The following is a 20,641-nucleotide window of genomic DNA, read 5'->3' as shown; positions in this document are numbered from 1 at the left end:
CTAGACGGCGGCGACGATAGCGGTGGCGGCCTGAACGACGAGGGCCGCGATGCCCGCGGGGATGGCGCCGATGGTGTTTGCGGCCAACGGAACGAGGCCCGGCACCTCGGTGCCTTGAAGCGGAAGGTTCGAGGCACCCAGGACGGTGTAGGTGGGGCCGCCGGTCGGCGTGTAGCTGAATTCCGGCCACGAAACCGTTATCGGCTGGGGCGACGCGAAAAGCCCGGGGTAGGGAACGTTCACGTTGACCGTCGGGCCTCCCAAAGAGGAGGTATCCAGCGGGATGGTGACGGATTGGCTGCCAAACAGTATGCCGTTCAAGACGTTTCCGGGAGCCGACGCAACCGCGGTCGCCGCGCCCAGCAGATCCCCGTGGGCCGCGGCGGTGAACGCGGTCTGCAGGGACGACAGGAGCGCTCCACCGCCGGAGACGGCCGGTCCTCCCGTCGAAGTCGCAGTGCTCAGCAGGGTGGCCAGCAGGGGCCAGTTGAGCGACCCCCCGGTGACCTGGTACGTGTTGCTGCCCAATCCCATGCCGCTCAGCGAAAGCTGAGCGGCACCCAGTGGTGTTGTGGCATTCACCCATCCCGAGAACGGGCCGGTCATGTCCGGACCGGAGGGTGGGGTCCCGCCGAACGTGAACGAAATGGGCCCGAACGGTGTGTTGAGGCTCTCGGCCGCGGTGGCGGCGGCCGCCATCGTTGCGATGGGACGTGGAGCTGGTCCGATCAACGGGTGACCCAACAGGGCCTCGGCGGGACCATTCACCGCATTTATCAACGTTTGCTGCACATTGGCGGCTTCAGCGGTGAGATACTGGACGACCCCCCCATTCAGGGTGCTTACGAACGTTTCGTGAAAAACCGCTGCTCGTGAGCTCAGCGCTTGGTACTCCCTTGCGGCCGTACCGAAAAATGACGTGATCGCCTGCGATATCTCGTCGGCGGCCGGCGCGGCGATCGCCGTTGTCTGGGCGGCCGCAGCCGCATGAGCCGCGCGTAATGAAGAGCCGATTTCCTCGAGATTTGCGCTGGCCGCACCCACCACGTCCGGCGTGACGCTCACTAACGACATAGCACCCTCCTCTTCGTCGAAAAGGCCACAACATCGATCACGGAGAAAGCCGAAATCGCACAGATGCTAACACCAAAAAGCGTCATTGCGACGAAAATTTCGGAGACAACTCGAGGATTGACAATCGCGGCCGGCCCCCGACCAAAACCTGACATACTAGTGTGTCTAATAGCGCACGCGGTAGTCCCACGGGGGGATTGCTGGGAATAGCGCAGTGCATTCGACGGCGATGCATTGCTGTGGGACCATCCGGCCGGGCTCCGTGCACCGGGACGCTCTGGGCCATCGGTGCGCGCGCTAATGTCGAGGTCGTGCCGGGGCGTGCAGGACCCTCGGCAGGAGTTGGAACGAGGGGCGGTAGCTCAGTTGGTTAGAGCCGCGGACTCATAATCCGTTGGTCGCGGGTTCGAGCCCCGCCCGCCCCACCATAAGAGCGGCAACGGTCTTCCTCGGCGATCCTGCCGGCCTGGGCGCGTAAGTCACCGCAGCTGAGCGAGGTGTTGCCGCTGCTGTACCTGCACGGCCTGTCGACCAGTGACTTCGGGCCTGCTTTGGAGCAGTTCCTTGGCTCAGGTGCCGGTCTGTCGGCAGCGACGATCACCCGGCTCACCGCGCAGTGGCAGGACGAAGCCAACACCTTCGCCGGTCGGGATCTCTCCGGTACCGACTACGTCTACCTATGGGTCGACGGCATCCACCTCAGAGTTCGCCTCGACCAGGAGAAACTGTGTTTGTTGGTGATGCTTGGGGTGCGTGCTGATGGCCGCCAGGAGCTCGTCGCCCTGACCGACGGATACAGGGAGTCGACCGAGTCGTGGGCTGATCTGCTGCGTGATTGCCGCCGCCGCGGGATGACCGCCCCGGTGCTCGCCGTCGGCGACGGCGCCCTGGGGTTCTGGAAAGCGGTGGCGCGAGGTGTTCCCAGCCACTCGTGAGCAACGCTGCTGGTTTCACAAGCAGGCTAATGTCCTTGCTGCTCTGCCGAACTCAGCGCATCCCGCGGCGTCGGCGGCAATCAAGGACGTCTACAACGCGGAGGACGTCGACAATGCTCAGGTCGCGATCAAAGCGTTCGAGGTCGACTACGGCGCCAAGTATCCCAAAGCGGTCGCCAAGATCGTCGACGACGCCGATGTCCTCTTGGAGTTCTACAAATACCCGGCCGAGCACTGGATTCATCTGCGCGCCAGCAACCCGATCGAATCGATGTTTGCCTCGGTGCGGTAGCGGACGAAGGTCACCAAAGGACCCGGCTCGCGTGCAGCAGGGATTGCCATGGCTCACAAGCTCATTGATGCCGCACAAGCCCGCTGGTGTGCCGTCAACGCACCACACCTGGTCGCCCTCGTCCGTGCCGGGGCGGTGTTCCATAAAGGCAAATTGCTCGAACGCCCCATCGATATCACCCCGCCCGAACCGACCGAATCAACCGGAACGGAGGTCGCCTGAAACACCCCCAATTCACAGGTCTCGACAATTCCTCGCGCCCGTGCCAATGGGCGGACCCCGATCGGTTGATCCATGTGGACCAGTTCACGGGTCCGGTCACTTCCTCGGGGGGCCACGTTTTACGTTCTGTCATTCTCGAGACTGGTTCGGTGGGCGCCGCGCAGGTCGTCGTTTACCGCCATGAACTGATCGCGATGTCGTCCGGCCAACGCGTCGAAGGGCCGCCTTCGAGGGTCGATTTGAGGCTTAAGAGGAAGTAGCCCCATCTGGTGCTGCAGTGGTGCATGAACTCGACGGGTTCGCGCCAACCGGTGTGGGTAAAAACGACGACGGTCTCGTCGCCGTCGCGACGCAAGTCGAACGTGATGGTGGTGTCGACCCATTCGGGGGGCCCTTGCACGCAGGTCCACATGCAGGATTCCCCCACTGCGGTCTGTGCGCTGCGTTTGACGGCCATAACCGCCGAGGGGTCGGGTCGGCCGAAGTAGATCGCGAGCCGGTCGTCGCCGGCGTCGCGGACGTCACTGCTCCACCACTTGCTGACTCCCTCGGGTGTGCAGACGGCCGAGAGTACTTCCGGCATGGGCGTATTGATTCCGACTCGATGTCTGATGTCGTACATGAGTTATGTCCCTTTCGATCGACGTGTTTGTGAGGGCGGTCAGCGAAGGTCGAGCAGGGTGGCGACCTCGACGCCGCCGCCGGAGGCTAGGCCCGGGCAGCGGCGGGCGATTTCTAGGGCTTTCTCAGCGCTGTTGGCGCGGATGATCGAGAAGCCGCCCAGCCACGTAGCGTTGCCGCAGCGCCCGACGGTCTCGGCGGCCGCGGCAGGCTTGCCCATGTCGAGCAGATCCTCACCCATCCCGGCAAACCACGCCTGCCACGCTTCCCTGACGTCCGTTTCGCCCATTTGGTAGTTCTCCGGCATCCGATACGCGAATACAAACTCAGCCATCGGTCGATCCCTTCATCCATCCGCTGCTGCGGGGCATCCATCGTGCGGTCCTCTATCTAGTCCTCCTGGGCATGCCAAACTGGTCGGTTATTCGTCGCCCAGTTCGCTCGCCTGTCGACGTCTGTATTAGGGACCGTGAAGTTCGGAGGGGCATGAGAGTGAATCGATGCGATAGTGACGAGATGGCGGCGGATCTGTTGGCGCGGGCTCAGGCCGGCGACGCGACGGCGTTCGACTCGCTGGTCGCGCCCTACCGGCGTGAACTGCATGTGCACTGCTACCGAATCCTCGGTTCGTTTCAAGATGCCGAAGACGCCGTCCAGGAAACCCTGCTCTCGGCGTGGCAGGGATTGGCCGGTTTCGAGGGGCGCGCGGCGCTCCGCACCTGGCTGTACCGGGTGGCGACCAACCGTAGCCTCGACGCGTTGCGCGCAGGCGCCCGGCGACCCGCTGCGATGACGACGGTCCCGCGTGTGGAGCCCCCGGAGCCCACGAGGACCAGCGAGGTGGGCTGGCTTCAACCCTACCCGGATGTCTTGCTCGATGACCTACCCGACGACGCGCCGGGCCCCGACGCCGTGGTGGCGACACGCGAGGCGATCTCACTCGCGTTCATCACCGCGCTACAACTGCTACCGCCCCGGCAGCGGGCGGTGCTGATCCTGCGCGACGTCCTCGGTTACCGAGCCAGCGAGGTCGCGAACACCCTCGACACCACCGAGGAATCCGTCACCAGCGCGCTCAAGCGCGCCCGTGCCACGCTCCGCGACAAGCTTGAGCACCGTGGCAGTCTTGAGTTAGCGCCGGGTGCCGGTTCGACCACCGAACGCCAAACGGTCGAACGGTTCGTCGAGGCATTCGTCGCGCACGATGTTCCCGCGATCGTTGCCCTGCTCAGCGAGGACGCGTGGGTCAAGATGCCGCCGATGCCGTTCGAATATCAAGGGCGCGCAGCGGCCGAACGCTTTTTCACCGCCATGTCTCCACCGCGCGGGCGAACCATGCACGTGGTTCACACCCGTGCCAATGGTCAGCCGGCTTTCGCTGCATACGTCGCAGACCCAACCGCGGGGGTATGGCGATCAGTGGGCATCGTCGTCCTGACCCTCGCCGGTGACTTGGTCCGTGAAGTCACCCGCTTCGATGCCGCGGTACTGCCCAGTTTCGGCCTGTCACGGATCCTGCCCCGTCCGGCAGCCGGCACATAACACCGCGCGCCAGCCGCAGTACCGATCCACAGGTCTTGACAATTGCTCCTTTGCGCGTCGAAAAAAGACTATGTGGGTCAGGAGCAGACGGCTGATCGCAGGTGAATCGGCGGTATATTTGCCTGCAGTGAACGACAAAATCGACAACGGTCGCCCGCGAACCTCGAACGAGGACAGCCATCAGGGCCGCACGTGGCAGGAACGAGCAATTGAGCGTCGCCTCGGCGATGCGCGGGCTTTAGCGGTTGCTCGGAGCACGCGGTTTATGGCGACGGCGCTGGAGCTGGTCCAAGAATCCGGGCAAGCGAGTTTCACGTTACAGACACTGGCCGATCGTGCGAACCTCAGCGTAAGGACCTTCTATCAGCACTTCGCCGGCAAGGACGAACTTCTGTTGGCCTTGTACGAAGACGTCACTGCTCAATTCACCGAAGCGATAAGGGAAAAAGTCGAGGCGGCAGAAGGCCCGATGGGGCAGCTGGAGGCATGGTGCAGAGGAGTGCTGTCCCGTCCCGGCTCATCGCAAGAAGTAGGCGGTCGTCTTGTGCTGATTTACAACTTGAGCCTTGAACTGGATAATCCGGAAGCGTTTGCGAAGGTATGGGAACCGCACCGCAAGCTGTTGACAGAGATTTTGACCGCATGTTCGCAAGCGGGCCTCGTTCGAAACGACCTCACCGTGAAGCAACTGACGTCGCTGTTGGGCTCCACCCTCACTTCGCTGGGCCAGTACAACGCGTTGCACGGTGGGATGGATGAGACTGCCCTGACCGAAGAGGTTGTGTGGTCCTGGTGTCGCCAAGCAATCCTCCCCTCGGCGGCAACGCGTGCGGATGACGCTGCCGCGCGCAAACAGTCGACAATAAACTAGGTGCACTACCGGGGCCATCGGTACGTGGCTATTCCCGCCCCGCTCACCAAAACGCTACCGGCACAGCTTCATTAGGCTCATATGACCGACAGTCGTTTTGCGGCGAGCTCTCGAAGCTCGTCGGACTTGATCTTGTTGCTGCCTGTCAGGGCGATCTCTGCTTCGCAGAAAAAGAGTACGTGGCGCGGTACCTTGTAGCTCGCCAGCCGTTCTCGCAAGTATTTGCGGATCTCGTCGGCTTCGACGCTGGCTCCGTCGTGCGGCACGACGCACGCGACAACGATCTCGCCGAGATTGTCATGCGGCAGGCCAACAGTTTTGGTCAGCTTCACCGCCGGATGCTTCGCCAGCGCATCGTCGACCTCCAGCGGTGAGACATTCGCGCCGCCCGTCTTGATGATTTCGGTGAGCCGGCCGTCCCAGAACAGACGGTCGGCGTCGTCGAGGTATCCGCCGTCACCGGTGTGGAAGAACCCCTCCGCGTCTAGCGTCTCGTCCAGCGGTGTACCCAGGTAGCCCAGCATCAGTGTGGGTCCCTTAACGCAGATCTCGCCGCTTTCGCCTCGCGAAATCACTCGGCCGGTAGCAGGGTCCACGATCTTGACCGTCACGCCCGGCAACGGCACTCCCCAGCTATCGGCGTGCACCTCGCGCGATGCGTTGACTCCAAATCCCGTTGAGAACGTGAATGTTTCGGTGTTGCCGTAGGCGTGTTCCGGGAAGGACACTTCGGCGGACACCGCGGGATGACGAGCGATCGCTGTCTTGGAGTCGGCGAACCGCATGCTCCTCAAGTCCGCCTCAAGCCAGTTGGGCAAGCTTTCGATTTGCGCCCACTGATGTGGCCAGGCGAACGGGTAGTTCACGCGCTCCGCGACCATCAGTTCTAGCGCATCGGCGGCGTCAAAGGTTGGTTGCAGTACCAGCGACCCGCCGGCTGCGAGCGTGGCGCCAAGTGACATCACGAAATTGCCGGACCAGAAGAAGCCGTTAGCCGACCAGCAACGGACGTTGTCGTCGGGGCTGAACCCGCACATCGTTCTGAAGCGCCACATTTGGATGGTTACGCCGCGGTGGGAGCTCACGATGCCCTTGGGTTTGCTCGTGGATCCGGACGAGAAGAACACCGCCGCCGCATCACTCGGACGTACTGCTTCAGCGGTCGCCTGTACCAGTTCGCGCGGTTCGCCGCGACCACGGGCTAGGAAAGTGTCCCATGAGTCGATGCCGGGCGGCGCTTCTCCGACCGTTGCGAGATGACGGAGAAATGGGAACCTTTTGGACTGCAGCGCTCCTGGTGCCATCGTGCAAATCGCGGGATCCAGCTCGGACAAGACGGTCACGAAGTCTGTCTTCAGCACGCTCCGCTCAAACAGCAGCATGGCGGCACTTGACGACCTGAGTAGGTATTCGAGCTCCGACGCGGTCGAGAACGTGCTAAGTGTCACGGCCACCCCACCGGCGAGCGAGACGCCGAAAACGGCCGAAATCCACTCGGGACGGTTGGTCATCAAGACGCCGACCCGAGTGTCTTTGCCAACGCCACAGGCACGCAACGCGCATGCCACTTCGACTGCTCTCTCCCACAGCTCGGAATACGTCCAGCGAATTTCGTCGTTGGCAGTGCGCAAGACGAGTGCTTCTCGGTCGCTGTAGGTCGATGTCACGTCACGCAGAAAGCCTGGAAGCGTGAGAGGCCCAAGTCCCGGCTCGTCGCTCAGCGGCGGGCCATATGCGATCGAAAGGGATTTCGCAGCGCCAGAATTCATCTATTCACTGGCCTCGCTACACCGGTAGCTCGATCTCGGCCGTGCAGGCGACGAGTTCCTCGTCATTCTGGTTGCTGAGGCGCAACTTGACCTGAACCAGTGGCACCCCCCATGCGGATTCCGTTTCCTTGCCGATGACCTCGGCGTCGAAGTAGGTGACGTCGCCCTCGAACGCGGGTCCGCGGAAGTCTGCCTTGGTGTGCCGGACCATTCCGTCATTGCCGGCCCAGTAGGCGAGATAGTCGGTGCACCAGGCGCCCATCGTTGCGCCGTAGCCGTAGGCGCGCGCCATTCCGACCTCGGTGGCCCGGTCGGCGTCGATATGACCACGTGACGGGCCGAGATAGAGTCCGTCGCGCTTGCGGGGATCGACCTTCGCGTCTTCCTCGTCGAACGCGAAATCCTTGCCAAAACCAGGATCCTGATAGACCCACGGATCGTCGACGCCGACCGGTGCAACCCACCGGAATGCGCCCCAGATGTTGAAGACGAAGGCCCGGTATTCGGTGGTGAAACTCGCTATGCTGTGCGGACCGATCACGCGTCGCGGTAGCGTGTCACCCACGTTCACCTCGTCAAAGTGCGGCGAGATGCCCATCCGGTTCGATTCCAGCCAGTCCCGGCGCAATCTGTCGACTTCTTCCAGTTCGAGCTGTGTCCATTGCTTGATGTCGCCGAGCTGGCTTTCGAACATCCCGCGTTTCCTGGCCTCTTCATAGAGATAGCGGATCCCCGTCGAGCGTTCGCGGGCTACCAGGACGCCGTTCTGGTTGGTATGGGTGGTGTCGCCGCGCGAAAACATGGTGGGCCCAGCGAATTTCGTCTCCACAACCTTGTAGTCGTGGAACCGTCGTTCTTGGAACAGTTGGTCGCCCGGCCGGACGGGGCATCCGTAGAACCACCATTCCTCACCCCCAAAGATCAGATGGCTGTTCGGAATGTGCCCTACGCACGCGGGTCCCGCGCCGTGCCCGTAGTCGAGGGCGACCGCCATCGACTGCGGCGCGATGATGCCCCCGAACTTGGACGCCCGCGCGAATTCCTCATCCCAATGGATCGGATTCGGATAGTCCATCGCCATCACCCAGCGACGAATGTCGGAGGAACTACAGGGATCCCACAACTGGCCGCCCCCGACGGGTTTGCCGACCCGGTGGTCGACGTCGGACAGATCGAGCTCGACTTTCGTCGAGGTGGGACCTGTTGTGGTCGACTGCTTGGCCATTGTGTGTGCTCCTGCTCAGCGATGGACGTTGACGACGCCGCGGCCCACGCCTGCCGTCCTCGTCGCACCTAGGGCCGCGTGGAGGCCCGAAGCGACGGAAGGGGCCTGTCGACGGCCTATGGGTGGTGGTCCCCTTCTTCCCGGCGTCATCGCCAAGATCGGATAACTTCCGATGTTCTATCCTGCACATCTTGATTGTCAAGATCCGTCAACCTAGACTTGCGCGATACGAGAATTATATTCTCGTCGAAAGTTTTCGGACAAGATGGGGCCCAGTTGCTTCTTGAGCTCGACGATGACCAGCGTCTTTGGCGCGAAACGGTCCGGGGGGCGCTGACCAAACAGTGCCCACCGTCCCTTGTCCGGGCGATCGCGGAGGGTGACGCCGACGCCGGCCCGCTATGGCAGTGGTACATCGACGAAGGCTGGACGGAGCTCATCGGCACTGAAAGCTTCGTCGAGCTCACACTCCTCCTCGAAGAACTTGGGCGCGCGAGTGATCCGACGCCGTTCTTGGCGACAATGACGCAGTTCGCGCCTTTGGTTGGCGACCGGGTCGGGCAGGATGGCGCCGGCGCCGCGGTGTACAGCGGTGTCACGGCATACAGGGATCGCGCCGGCTGGGTTCTCGACGGTGCAGCTCGTTACGTCCTCGACGGGAACCGTGCAGACCGACTCGCCGTGGTGACGCCCGCCGGTGTGTTCGTTGTCGAGGCGAAAGCCGTGATATCTCGTCGGGTCGCAGCAATCGATCCCGTGCTGCACCTCGCGGACCTTCGCTTTAACGAAGTGTATGTCGGCGATGAGAACCGGATCGCATCCGACACCGAGCGGGCATGGCACATTGCGCTGACCGGAATGGCGATCACAATCGTTGGCGCGTGTCAACGCATAGTCGACATGGTTCTGGAACACCTCAAGCAGCGCTACCAGTTCGGGGTACCGATCGGGTCGTTTCAAGCGCTCCAACATAAGGCCGCGGACATGCATGTTGCCATCGAGCGGGCGCGAGCATTGGCATACCTCTCGGCGCTCACCATCGTCGCTGACGATCCGCGTCGCCGCCTGTTCGCCGCGATGGCGAAAGCTGCAGCGGGGGAGGCGCAGTCGCTCGTCGTCCAGCACGGATTGCAGTGCTTCGGCGCTATGGGGTTCACATGGGAAAACGACCTGCAATTCGCCATTAAACGCGCGAAGGCGGGGGAACTGATGCTCGGCGATGCCTCAGAGCATCGCGCGCTCATCGCCAGGGAGTATCGTGCAGCTGACTTTTGATCAAGATGTCGAATCGTTCCGGGCAGAGTTCGCCGCATTTCTCGACGAAAACCTGCCGACCGAAGCCGAAACGTTCGAGCGCCCGCGGTCGGTCTCGCATATGCCGACCTGGGCGAGGAAGTGGCAGCGCCTGCTGTTTGACAACGGCTGGCTACTGCCGGCACAGCCCCCCGAGTTCGGGGGTCGTAACGCGGGTGTCCTTCAGCAATTCGTCCACCTAGATGAACTGTGCCGGCGACGCATCTATCACAGCTTCAACCCGCAGGGCGTCAACATCGTTGCGGCATCCATAATCACTTTCGGCACCCGCGAGCAACAACAGCGCTGGGCGGTTCCGGTCCTTCGCGCCGAAATGACGGCTTCGCTCGGAATGAGTGAGCCCAGCGCGGGCTCCGACCTCGCGTCCCTGCGAACGCGGGCCGTCCGAGACGGTGACGAGTTCGTAGTCACCGGCCAGAAAGTATGGACGTCTGGCGCGCATGATGCCGATTTTCTGCTGACCTTTGTTCGCACAGATCCGGATGCCCCCAAGCACAAGGGCATTTCGGCGCTGATAATTCCGACGAGCAGCGAAGGCGTGGTGTGTCGCCCCTTCGCAGATATCGCCAGTCAGGACAACCTCGACTTCAATGAGGTGTTCTTCACCGACGTCCGAGTTCCAGCGGAGAACCTCGTAGGAGGGCTGAACCAGGGATGGTCAGTCGCCAATGGCTCACTGGGGCATGAGCGCACGATGATGTGGGTGATGCTTGCCGACCGGATAGACAATCTCATCGCCGACTGCCGCCCCCGCACCGAAGTCGAACGTGATCGGTTCGCGTCGACAGTCATCGACTACCACGCCCTTCGGGCGATTGGATCGGCGGCATTGGCTCGTGCCGCCCGCGGAGAGATCGACACCTTCTCCGTCTCTGTGCTTAAGCTCCTCGGCTCTGAAGCCGAAATGCGCGCTGCCGAGCTGACTCTGAGTACAGCGGGCGTCGACGGGCTGCGGCATCCAGTAACCGAGCGATACCAACCGATGAACCCCGACGAGTATTTCGCCAGCAGATTCGAGCGGTACACCCGGGGGGTCGCGGCCACCATCGCCGGAGGTACATCAGAGATTCAGCGGAACATCATCGCGCAGAAAGTACTCGGTCTTCCACGTGGCTGACTGAGAGCTCATCAATTGCATGGAACAGACCGATGGGAGAACACGTATTGCCTGAAGCGCACTGGGCCGCGATGACGTGCGTCAAGGTGGAACGGCGCGCGCGCATCGTGATGATTCGGCTGAATCGGCCCGAGAAGATGAACGCGATCAACAGCACCATGGAGAACGAGTTCTACTCGGTCCTCGCGGATTGTGATCGCATGGCCGATGTCAGCTGCGTCGTGCTCACTGCTGAGGGCGCAAACTTCTCTTCTGGTCACGATGTTCAACAAGTGGCTGCCGAGACCATAGGCGGTCAGGAGCCGGCGACGATCCAAGGCAAGTACTGGGTCCACACGGGAGATCTTCTTCCGCCCTGGCGTTTCTCCAAGGGGTTGGTCGTCGCAACGAAAGGTTATGTAGGACCCCACGCCAATACCATTCTCCTGGCCGCTGACGTCGTGATCGCAGCCGATAACTCGCGGTTCAGTTGGGAGGAATCTCGAGTCGGGGTCGGGGCGCCCTACGGTCCTTATGCGTTGATGCCCTTTCATTTTCCCATCCGAGTAATGAAGCAGCTGTGGATGACCGGCGGCTGGATGGATGCGCAAACGGCCCGACAACTGTTCTACGTCAATCGGGTCGTCCCGTTGGGCCAGGAAGAACAGACAGCGCTGTGCTTTGCCGAGCAGATCGCACGCATGGAAATTGGTGACCTGGTGGCGAACAAGCGCGGAACGCATCGCCTCTACGAAGCGGCGGGGCTTTCAGCGATGGTCGACGTCGGCCGAGACCCATACGTTCCCAGCGCTGAGGCCGCAGTGGCCAAGGAGCATCACCTACGGCTGATCCATGAAAAGGGGGTTAGGGCCGCCGTGCGCGAGCGCGATACCGGTTGGGACGACGAGGTCAGCAAAGTGTGAGCTCCGCCCGAACATGTTCCGATTTTGAGGTGTCAACGAAGGACCGAAACGAGGAAGAGATGCCAGATGCCGAAGCGATAAATGCGGCGATCAACGCGCACTGCCAGACTCTCAGCGATCACGACAAAGATGGCTGGCTCGCCCTGTGGGATGACAACGCCGTCCTGGAAGATCCCGTGGGAGTCGATACGTTTCGCGGCATTGCGGCCATAGGAACGACCTTCTGGAAGATGGTCGAGGATCTAACTCCCATGAAGCTATGGCTTGAGCGTGAAGTGATCGTGTGTGGCAATGAGGCCATTGCCATTCTGCACGGCGTAGTGACTCGCAACGGTGCGATGCAGCATGTCGGCCCCCTCGTGGATCACTTCACGTTCAACCAAGAAGGCAAGATCACGATGATGCGGGCCTTCTGGAAATACACGTGAAACGATCGGGCAGGTACGCGTCGGAATCATTGCAGGAGTGCGCAATGCGTTGGGCTTCTGACTCGCGTTCTCGAGAGACGCTGCCCGCCATCGTGAATCGCATGGCCGAAGCAGATCCCCATAGGGAGTTCCTGCATACGGTGGACGGCGCATCGGCAACCTGGGAGCAGTTCCAACAGGCGATGATCCTCTGGGCGGCGCGCTTCCTCGCGCTGGACGTGGAAACGGGTGACGTTGTTGCCACCATCCTCGACGCCGGCGTCGAATCGTTGGTCGTATGGCTGGGCCTCTCGAGCGTCGGCGCTATAGATGCCGCAACGAATCCCGAGTTCCGGGGCCGCATGCTCGCATATGCGATCAACAATTGCCAGCCCGAATTACTCGTCGTTGCCGAGCAATACCTGCCGTTCGTCGACGCCGTTGCCTCGGAACTGACAACGGTCAAGCGAGTGCTCGTAATCGACAATATCGACAGTGGCGGATACCACCACGAGCCTGGAGCGAAGCTGCCGGTCGTGACGGTGGATGCGCTCGATTCCGATGTCAACCTTGCGCGAACACGGATGCGGGAGCCCGAACCGCACGACATTGCCTGTATCACCTACACATCAGGCACGACGGGCCCCTCTAAGGCGGTAAAGTTGCCATGGGCGCAGTTGCACTCGATCAACCTGGGAACGTTCCCCTTCGAGGATCTCGACTCGTCAGACATCTTCTATTGCACCACGTCTCATGCTCACTTTGGATCGAAGTCAATCCCGTATCACGCGGCCATGGTCGGCGCGCGTGTTGTCATGAGGCCGCGATTTGCGCTCACCAGGTTCTGGCAGGACGTTTCAGAGTTCAACATAACGACTGGCATGCTCGTCGGATCAATGGCGGATCTGTTGTTGAGGGTTGCCGAAAGCCCAACGGATGGTACGTCACTCAAGAATCTCTTCATGGCTCCGCTCGGCGCCTGCTATAAGGAATTCAGCGAGAGATTCAATACCCGCATCTGCACCGTCTACAACAGTACGGAGGGCGGTGTCGCGATTTGCTCCGGGTGGAACCCTACGAACGAGCGCACTGTGGGTCGCCTCCGCGAAGGGTATCCCGGTTTCGAGGTTCGCCTGGTGGATGAGCATGACTACGAGGTTCCAGACGGCACACCGGGGGAGTGCATCGTGCGTGCAGCCGTGCCGTGGGTGATGAACGCGGGCTACCTGAACAACGACGGCGCCACGGCGGTCGCGTGGCGCAACGGCTGGTTCCATACGGGAGATGCGCTCGTCCGCACCGCGGACGGTGATTACATGTTCGTCGACCGGCTCAAGGACGTGATCCGGCGGCGGGGTGAGAATATCTCCTCTTTCGAGGTCGAAGCGGACGTGCTGCGCAATTCGGAAATCGTCGAGTGTGCCGCCGTGGGAGTGCCGGCCGACACCGCCGAAGACGAGATCCTACTGTTCGCGGTGAAGCGCTCCGAATCGTCCATCGACCCCGAGGAGTTGTGCGCGGACCTCGAGTCGCGCATGGCGCGCTTCATGGTGCCGCGCTATATCGAGTTCGTCGACGACCTACCAAAGACCCAGGCGACTTTACGCATCATCAAGGCCGAGTTGCGGAAGCGAGGAATAGGTCCTCGCACCTGGGACAGGCTGACCCAGGGATACCGCGGACAAGCGACCGCGCTGTCCAACTAGTGATGTTGAAGGACAGGATTGTGACGACACGAGGCACCAATTCGACCGCCGGATGCCCGGTAGGCCAAGAGCGACTGGAATCCCTTGCGGGCGTCTCCTTCATCGACCCGGCTATTCAGGTGAAGCCCTTCGCCTACTACCGGGCTCTTCGCGACGGGGACCCGGTGCACTACGAAACCGACCTCGGGATGTACCTGGTCTCGCGACACGAGGACCTGATGGCGGTGCTTCGAGATCCGGTCGTCTTCTCCCAGGAGCTGGGATATTACCGGCAGATGGCCCACGGCCACCTTGATGAGATGAAAGAGATCCTCGCGCGCGAGGGCGGCGGCTTTTTCCCGGACGTGGCGAACATCGATCCGCCGCGGCATACCCGCGTGCGCCGTCTACTGTCGCAGGCATTCGGCAGGCGGCGCATGAAGGCTCTTGAACCGCAATTTGAGCGGCTCGTCGACGAGCTGATCGACAAGTTCATCGAATGCGGTGAGGCGGACGGTTTGCACGATCTGGCTTTGCCGATGGCGATTGCCTTCAGCATGCAACAACTACAGGTTGACGATCTCGACATGGGCACGATCAAGCGCTGGGGCAGCGCTTATCTGTCGCAATTCAGTCTGACCAATACGCGTGATGACATGATCCGGGCGGCTCAAGAGCTCTGTGAGATGCAGAACTATCTGATTGCACTCGTCGAAAAACGAATGGAGACACCCGAAGACGACATGCTGTCAGACATCATCAGGGCCGACACACCAGACGAGGAGCCGCTGACGTTCGAAGAGTTGGTGGCAACCGCGCGGATGCTTCTCATCAACACCCATGACTCGATGTCGACGGCGTTCACCAACATCCTTTTCAAGGTCGCGACGGACACCGCGATCGCCCAGCAGTTCTACGCCGCGGCCGACGACGATTCGCAGATGGGCCGTTTCGTCGAGGAACTCATGCGGCTCGAGCCACCGGTACGCGCATTATCGCGTGTGACAACCCAGCCGGTGACCTTGGGCGACACACCGCTTCCCGAGGGCGCACATCTACTTATTCTGTTCGCCTCAGCAAACGATGACGAAGCGGTCTTCGAGTGCCCGCGCCAGTTTGATGCGAGTCGAATCAACATACGAAAGAGCTTGACATTCGGAGCTGGCGCACATTTGTGTTTGGGCATCTCACTGGCTCGTATGCAACTGCTGGTGGCGGCGAAGCAAACAGCGAGGCGGATGAAAAACATCAGCCTGGCGATACCGATCGAAGACATCCGGTACCTACCGAATGCCGCTCTGCTTGCAATGGAACGTCTTCCACTACGGTTCGCGCCGCAGACCGCCGAAGGACTTAGCCGATGAACTGCGATCCCACTAACGTTCCTGCCCCACATGCGGTAGACATCCCGTCCCTGAAGAACAAGTACCGCGAGGAGCGGGATCGCCGGCTCCGCCTCGACGGTCAGGAGCAGTACGCACCTGCTTTCGAAGATGCTGAGGCACTTGACTACAGCGACCCGTACACGCCTCGGGTGTCGCGCCAGGCGGTAAGCGATGACGTGGATGTCGTCGTACTCGGTGGTGGTTGGGCGGGCGTCCTTGCCGGCTACCACTTGCGTAGGGCCGGTGTGACCGATTTCCGAATCATCGAGCAGGCAGGAGATTTCGGAGGAGTGTGGTATTGGAACAGATACCCTGGCCTGTCATGTGACAACGACGCTTTTTGTTATCTTCCGCTGCTCGAGGAGATGCAGTTCTTCCCCTCCAAGAAGTTCGCCGACGGTCTCGAGATCCGCGAGTATTGCCAAGGCGTTGCACGCAAATTCGGGCTGTATAAGGGTGCGTTGTTTCACACGTGCGTCAACGCATTGCGATGGGATGAATCAATCAAACGCTGGCGTATCAGCACCGATCGCGGTGACGCTCTACGAGCTCGATTCATCATCATGGCGATGGGCCCGATCAATACACCGAAGGTGCCCAACGTGCCGGGACTCGAGGGCTTCCAGGGCAAGATCTTCCATACTGCCCGTTGGGATTACGAATATACCGGCGGGGACCAGCGCGAACCAGTTCTCGATAGGCTGAACGACAAACGTGTGGCGGTCGTCGGTACCGGCGTTTCCGCCATTCAAGTAGTTCCGTACCTGGCCAGATACGCCAAGCAGTTGTACGTGCTTCAACGCACACCTTCGACCGTCGATGAACGCCATAACACTCCGACGGACCCATCATGGGTTGCGACACTACAGCCGGGCTGGCAGCGCGAACGACAGATCAACTTCCACCATGCCGCGATCGACGGGTTGATACCGGGTGAACAGGACCGCATCTGTGACATCTGGACAGAGATCAACAGGAACCTCGCGGCTGAATTCGACGAAGCGGGTTGGCCTCAATCGCCTGAGGAGTTCCTGGCAAAGCGCGAGGCGATGGATTTCCGCGTCATGGAGCGCTTGCGAGCACGCGTCGACGCTGTGGTGAAGGACAAAGAGACCGCGGCTATCCTCAAACCCTGGTATCGGCACATGTGCAAGCGGCCCGCGTCGAGCGACGAGTTCTATCCCACGTTCAATCGGCCGAATGTGCGGCTCCTCGATGTTTCTCCTACGCGAGGTGTGGAGCGCATAACGGCCCGCGGCTTCATGCACGAATCCTCCGAATACGAGGTTGACTGTCTGATTTTCGCGAGCGGGTTCGAAGTGACCAGCGACCTCCAACGACGTTGGGGGATCGACAAAGTATCGGGCCGGGGTGGTCAATCACTGTACGACCATTGGGCACATGAGTTCCGGACGCTTCACGGTGTGATGACCCACGGATTCCCAAATCAGTTCTTCGTGGGCTTCTTTCAAGGTGGATTCAACGCCTCAACCACTGAGACCTTCAATTACCAGGGCCGTCATATCGCATGGATCATCAGCCAAGCGGTCAGCCGCGGAGCTCGGACGGTGGAGCCCAGCCTGGAAGCGCAAGATGCGTATGTCAACCACGTCCGCGAAGTCGCTGTCGACACCTCCGCGTTCTTCCGGGAATGCACGCCGGGATACTTCAACAACGACGGTCAGGAAGTGGCGGACGAACAAGGAGAGCTGCGGCCACGGATCTATACCGGTGAGACCTACGGACTCGGGTACTACGCGTGGGAGCAGCTTTTAGCAGACTGGCGTTCGAGCGACGATCTGTCGGGTCTGGTAGTCGAAACGTGATCCAAGAAGCGTTGTCGCAAAGACTCGAAATTGAACGCGAGGTGATTGCGTCGTCCCAAGCTCTGTGAGTCACCAAACCCGCACTTATGTCGTCACATTACTGGAGTTGAAATGTCCTACGAAAGCACCGCTCAACCCATAAAGATCGGCTACATCATGGATTTCATCCTTCCGGATGTATATCCGGAGGATATGCGAAAAGACCTCACCGACCCGTTCGACTTGGTGTTCAACGAGGCGCGCGAACAGGGTGTCATCGACCGCCCGCTCGAGATCATCTACCGCGAGGTCGAGGGCCTTCCCAAAGGTTCAGTGAAGGCTGTGATCGATGCCTATGGGGAGTTAGTCGACGAGGGATGCCTTGCCGTGTTCGGGCCGCACATCAGCGATAATTGCGTACCGACCAAGGAGGCTATCGAAGAGCGTTTTCGGGTTCCTGCGTTGAGTGTCACCGGTAGCGACGACTGGCTGGGGGAGTGGACTTTTTCGTTTCCGCAGGGCTCCCTCACCGATGAGCCGATCTTTTGGGCCGATCTTCTCGAAAAGGGCGGGCACCGGGAGGTCGGAGTCTTTGTGGAGCAGTCTGAGTCCGGCCACCACTACTGCAAAAACTTTGAAGACGAGTGTCGGCGCAGGGGAATACGTATCGTCGCCGAAGTGTCATTGGCGCAGACTGCCCAAGATGTCACCAAAGCCGTGGACGCGATGTGCGAGGCCAAACCCAGCGCACTTGTGCACTGCGGCTTCGGTTTCGGGATTGTCTTCATCAACGCAGCGCTTGAGGCGCTCAAGTGGGATCCACCACGTTTCACCAGCACTGCTTTTCAAAATGCGTGGATGAATCCGGTGATGTGGAACGCCTTTATGAACTGGACCGGGGTTGATCAATACGACGAACAAAACCCGGTAGGCCAGCGATTCCTCGATAAATATGAGGCTGTGTATGGGCGGCGCCCGCAGTATTGCGTTCCGGTCGTGAATCATGATGTTGCCTCGACTTTGGTGCGCGCAATCACCCTAGCTCACCCCTTGAGTCCACGAGGTCTCAAAGAGGCACTTGAGAAAGTGAAAATGATGCCCGCGGCTTCGGGCGCGCCGGGTACCAGAGTGTCCTTTGGCAAATGGACTCGGCGAGGCTGGATGGGAGCGGGCTATCTCGTTGCGCGGCAACTTGACTCAGACGGGATTAATTCGCATCTGGTCGGTCGGTTCGGTGAGGAGTAGCGACGAGGGCCTGCTCCACCGGTGCGCCCCCACGCCACGATGGATCGGCGTGGGCGGTTGATGCTGCGGCTTCCGCGGTTCGGCGACCACCGAGGTTAAGACGATGGGCTACCCGCAGGTTAAGGAGTGCAAAATGCAATTGTCCATGAATTACGCGAGGAGTGATTCGTGACCGACTTCGAATCGGTGGACTTCCTCACCGACGAATCCCTTGTGCCCGATCCATACCCATACTTTGACTACTTACGGTCGAAGTGCCCTGTCACGACCGCAACGCCGTTCGGCGTCCTAGCTGTTACCGGCTACGAGGAGGCACTCGAGGTCTACAAGAACCCGGCCTTCTCGTCCTGCGTCTCGTTCGCGGGGCCCCTGTCTGGTCTGCCCTTTGGCCCGGGCGGTGATGATGTCACCGAACTGATCGAGCAACACCGCGATCAACTGCCCATGGCAGAACACATCGCCGTCCAAGACCCACCCGAGCACACCCGCACCCGCGGACTTCTCAGCAAGCTCCTCACCCCAAAGAGGTTGCGCGAGAATGAAGATTTCATGTGGCAGCTGGCCGATCAGCAGCTCGACACGTTCATCGATCGCGGCGAGTGTGAATTCCTTCACGATTACGCCAACCCGTTCGCGTTGTTGGTCATCGCCGATCTCCTCGGCGTCCCCGCCGAAGACCACGACGAGTTTCGGGCAACGTTCGACAAATCACTCGCCGGTGCCATCGGCGACGAGTCAGTCAGCTCCCATAATCCGCTGGAATTCCTCGCCCAAAAGTTTCATGCCTACATCGAGGAACGCCGGCGCGCTCCTCGGGCCGATGTGCTTACCGAGCTGGCCCAGGCAAAATATCCCGACGGATCTACGCCGGAGATCGTCGACGTAATGAACTTGTCGACCTTTCTGTTCGCAGCGGGAACGGAGACGACCACAAAACTGGTTAGCACTGCGGTTCGCATCATCGCCGAGAATCCAAACTTCGAGACCGCACTCCGCGAGGACCGCGGCCTCATCCCGGGGTTCCTGGAAGAGACGCTGCGACTGGAAAGCCCTGTCAAAGCACACTTTCGGATGGCCAGGACATCGACCCACATCGGGGACGTACCCGTCCCGGCCGGTACGATCGTGATGCTGCTCCCCGGGGCCTGCAACCGCGATGCTCGCAAGTTCGACGAACCCGACGCTTTTCACCCCGACCGTCGCAACGTGCGCGAACACGTGGCATTCATCCGCGGCAACCATTCATGCCCGGGGGCGCCGCTGGCCCGCGCTGAGGCGCGGATCTCGCTGAACCGTATCTTGGACCGGATGACCGACCTGCGCATCTCCGAAGCGCACCACGGCCCAGCCGATGCCCTGAGCCAACCTTCATCCTGCGCGGACTGCGCGAGCTTCATATTCAATTCAAGCCTGCCTGATGCAAGCCGGAGGATCGTTGCGTTAACGGGGTTGGTTGGGTACGCCGGGGAACAGCTGCTCGGTCGTCCCCGACGTCACCCAGCCGCCCAGCTTTGTAATTAGATGAGGCGCGAAAACGGCGCCGTAGACCAGGTTTCCGACGATGACGACAGCGACGATAGACAGGATTGTCGATTGCGCACGACTCTTCGAGACCTTGTCGGACCACATCTCGATGACGTTTCGTCCTTCGGAGTCCCTGCGGCCGAGCAGGTAGGTAAAAACCATCATCTGCACGCCCATCGCGAGCGCGTCGTAGATCGGGTACTGGTGTTTAGTCCCTTCGAACAATCCGAGCCCGGGGATCACGTAGGCGTAGTAGAAGACTCCGAGCCGCGCGCCGATGACGGCGTTGAAGAACAACGCCCAGCAGAACCCAACGGCCAGGCCGACGGTCAGAAGTGTGATCGGAATGCGCCACCGGAACCGTGCACTCAACCACCGCCCGAGTGCAGCGCCGGCCACGGCGGGTAGCACGAAGTAGGAGATATAGCCGACCGGCACGGCTGAGGGCAGTCCACCCCACGTCATGTTCAACGGCCACCACGGCGGCATGCGGGGGAGCGCAGGCGGGAATTGTGCATACATTGCCCAGTCGTAGGGCGCCTCGATCCATGAGAAGGAGATCGCCGAGATGCACAGAAGTAGGAGTGGGTGCGGGCGGCGACCGCGAACACTCAGATACATACCGGTCGCCGTAAACGCGATGCCGCCTCCCCAGGCGAAGATCACTCCTGCGGTCACCAATGGAGTCAGCTCAGTGCTCACGACT

At 61.0% G+C, this 20,641-nt stretch carries 16 protein-coding genes, 1 tRNA gene and 2 pseudogenes; 13 read left to right on the top strand and 6 right to left on the bottom strand.

What is annotated here, in order from left to right:
- Positions 1-1,074, bottom strand: coding sequence for a PE family protein (locus BST11_RS06940; RefSeq protein ID WP_082958434.1), 1,074 nt, complete (start codon positions 1,072-1,074; stop codon positions 1-3).
- 351 nt (positions 1,075-1,425) lie between these two features.
- Here BST11_RS06940 and BST11_RS06935 point away from each other — a divergent pair.
- Both BST11_RS06935 and BST11_RS06930 read left to right on the top strand, forming a co-directional pair.
- Positions 1,426-1,502, top strand: a tRNA-Ile gene (locus tag BST11_RS06935).
- Between the two features lie 3 nt (positions 1,503-1,505).
- Positions 1,506-2,523: pseudogene (locus BST11_RS06930) on the top strand (IS256 family transposase); the annotation flags it as partial.
- Positions 2,524-2,695: 172 nt separating this feature from the next.
- Here BST11_RS06930 and BST11_RS06925 read toward each other — a convergent pair.
- Positions 2,696-3,106: an SRPBCC family protein gene (locus BST11_RS06925; RefSeq protein WP_083137221.1), complete on the bottom strand. Its 411-nt coding sequence runs from the start codon at positions 3,104-3,106 to the stop codon at positions 2,696-2,698.
- 78 nt (positions 3,107-3,184) lie between these two features.
- A complete protein-coding gene (locus tag BST11_RS06920) occupies positions 3,185-3,478 on the bottom strand; it encodes a YciI family protein (RefSeq protein ID WP_083137220.1) in 294 nt (97 codons plus the stop codon).
- A gap of 182 nt (positions 3,479-3,660) precedes the next feature.
- On the opposite strand from BST11_RS06920, the gene BST11_RS06915 reads away from it, so the two are divergent.
- Positions 3,661-4,686: an RNA polymerase subunit sigma-70 gene (locus tag BST11_RS06915; protein ID WP_083137219.1), complete on the top strand. Its 1,026-nt coding sequence runs from the start codon at positions 3,661-3,663 to the stop codon at positions 4,684-4,686.
- A gap of 139 nt (positions 4,687-4,825) precedes the next feature.
- Complete coding sequence (locus tag BST11_RS06910; RefSeq protein ID WP_372509739.1) at positions 4,826-5,557, top strand: TetR/AcrR family transcriptional regulator; 732 nt, start codon at positions 4,826-4,828, stop codon at positions 5,555-5,557.
- A 77-nt stretch (positions 5,558-5,634) separates the two neighbouring features.
- Here BST11_RS06910 and BST11_RS06905 read toward each other — a convergent pair whose 3' ends face one another.
- Positions 5,635-7,224: a class I adenylate-forming enzyme family protein gene (locus BST11_RS06905; RefSeq protein WP_244897554.1), complete on the bottom strand. Its 1,590-nt coding sequence runs from the start codon at positions 7,222-7,224 to the stop codon at positions 5,635-5,637.
- 118 nt (positions 7,225-7,342) lie between these two features.
- Positions 7,343-8,551, bottom strand: coding sequence for an FAS1-like dehydratase domain-containing protein (locus tag BST11_RS06900; RefSeq protein ID WP_083137216.1), 1,209 nt, complete (start codon positions 8,549-8,551; stop codon positions 7,343-7,345).
- 276 nt (positions 8,552-8,827) lie between these two features.
- Between BST11_RS06900 and BST11_RS06895 the strand changes: the two genes are divergently transcribed.
- The 9 genes and pseudogenes from BST11_RS06895 (at position 8,828) to BST11_RS06855 (ending at position 19,829) form a co-directional block, all read left to right on the top strand.
- Positions 8,828-9,826, top strand: a complete 999-nt coding sequence (locus BST11_RS06895) for an acyl-CoA dehydrogenase family protein (protein WP_068214387.1) — start codon at positions 8,828-8,830, stop codon at positions 9,824-9,826.
- Positions 9,810-10,982, top strand: a complete 1,173-nt coding sequence (locus BST11_RS06890; RefSeq protein ID WP_083137215.1) for an acyl-CoA dehydrogenase family protein — start codon at positions 9,810-9,812, stop codon at positions 10,980-10,982. Before BST11_RS06895 ends, BST11_RS06890 begins: the two co-directional genes overlap by 17 nt.
- Before the next feature lie 32 nt (positions 10,983-11,014).
- Positions 11,015-11,884: an enoyl-CoA hydratase/isomerase family protein gene (locus BST11_RS06885; RefSeq protein WP_082958433.1), complete on the top strand. Its 870-nt coding sequence runs from the start codon at positions 11,015-11,017 to the stop codon at positions 11,882-11,884.
- Between the two features lie 29 nt (positions 11,885-11,913).
- Entirely contained in the window at positions 11,914-12,312 is a 399-nt protein-coding gene (locus tag BST11_RS06880; protein WP_142276223.1) for a nuclear transport factor 2 family protein, read from the top strand.
- Between the two features lie 101 nt (positions 12,313-12,413).
- On the top strand, positions 12,414-13,997 hold the full coding sequence (locus BST11_RS06875; RefSeq protein WP_158086770.1) for an AMP-binding protein: 1,584 nt from the start codon (positions 12,414-12,416) through the stop codon (positions 13,995-13,997).
- Positions 13,998-14,017: 20 nt separating this feature from the next.
- Entirely contained in the window at positions 14,018-15,340 is a 1,323-nt protein-coding gene (locus BST11_RS06870) for a cytochrome P450 (RefSeq protein WP_158086769.1), read from the top strand.
- Entirely contained in the window at positions 15,337-17,187 is a 1,851-nt protein-coding gene (locus tag BST11_RS06865; RefSeq protein WP_083137211.1) for a flavin-containing monooxygenase, read from the top strand. Before BST11_RS06870 ends, BST11_RS06865 begins: the two co-directional genes overlap by 4 nt.
- Positions 17,188-17,298: 111 nt before the next feature.
- Positions 17,299-18,411, top strand: a complete 1,113-nt coding sequence (locus BST11_RS06860; protein WP_068214375.1) for an ABC transporter substrate-binding protein — start codon at positions 17,299-17,301, stop codon at positions 18,409-18,411.
- Between the two features lie 168 nt (positions 18,412-18,579).
- Positions 18,580-19,829, top strand: a pseudogene (locus BST11_RS06855) (cytochrome P450).
- A gap of 22 nt (positions 19,830-19,851) precedes the next feature.
- On the opposite strand, the gene BST11_RS06850 reads toward BST11_RS06855, so the two are convergent.
- Positions 19,852-20,637 carry a spirocyclase AveC family protein gene (locus BST11_RS06850; protein WP_083137210.1) on the bottom strand — a complete coding sequence of 262 codons (786 nt, stop codon included), beginning with the start codon at positions 20,635-20,637 and terminating at the stop codon, positions 19,852-19,854.
- Positions 20,638-20,641: the final 4 nt, after the last annotated feature.

The organism is Mycobacterium alsense (assembly GCF_002086635.1).
GTDB lineage: Bacteria > Actinomycetota > Actinomycetes > Mycobacteriales > Mycobacteriaceae > Mycobacterium > Mycobacterium alsense.
This window is presented reverse-complemented; position numbering and strand designations above follow the sequence as displayed.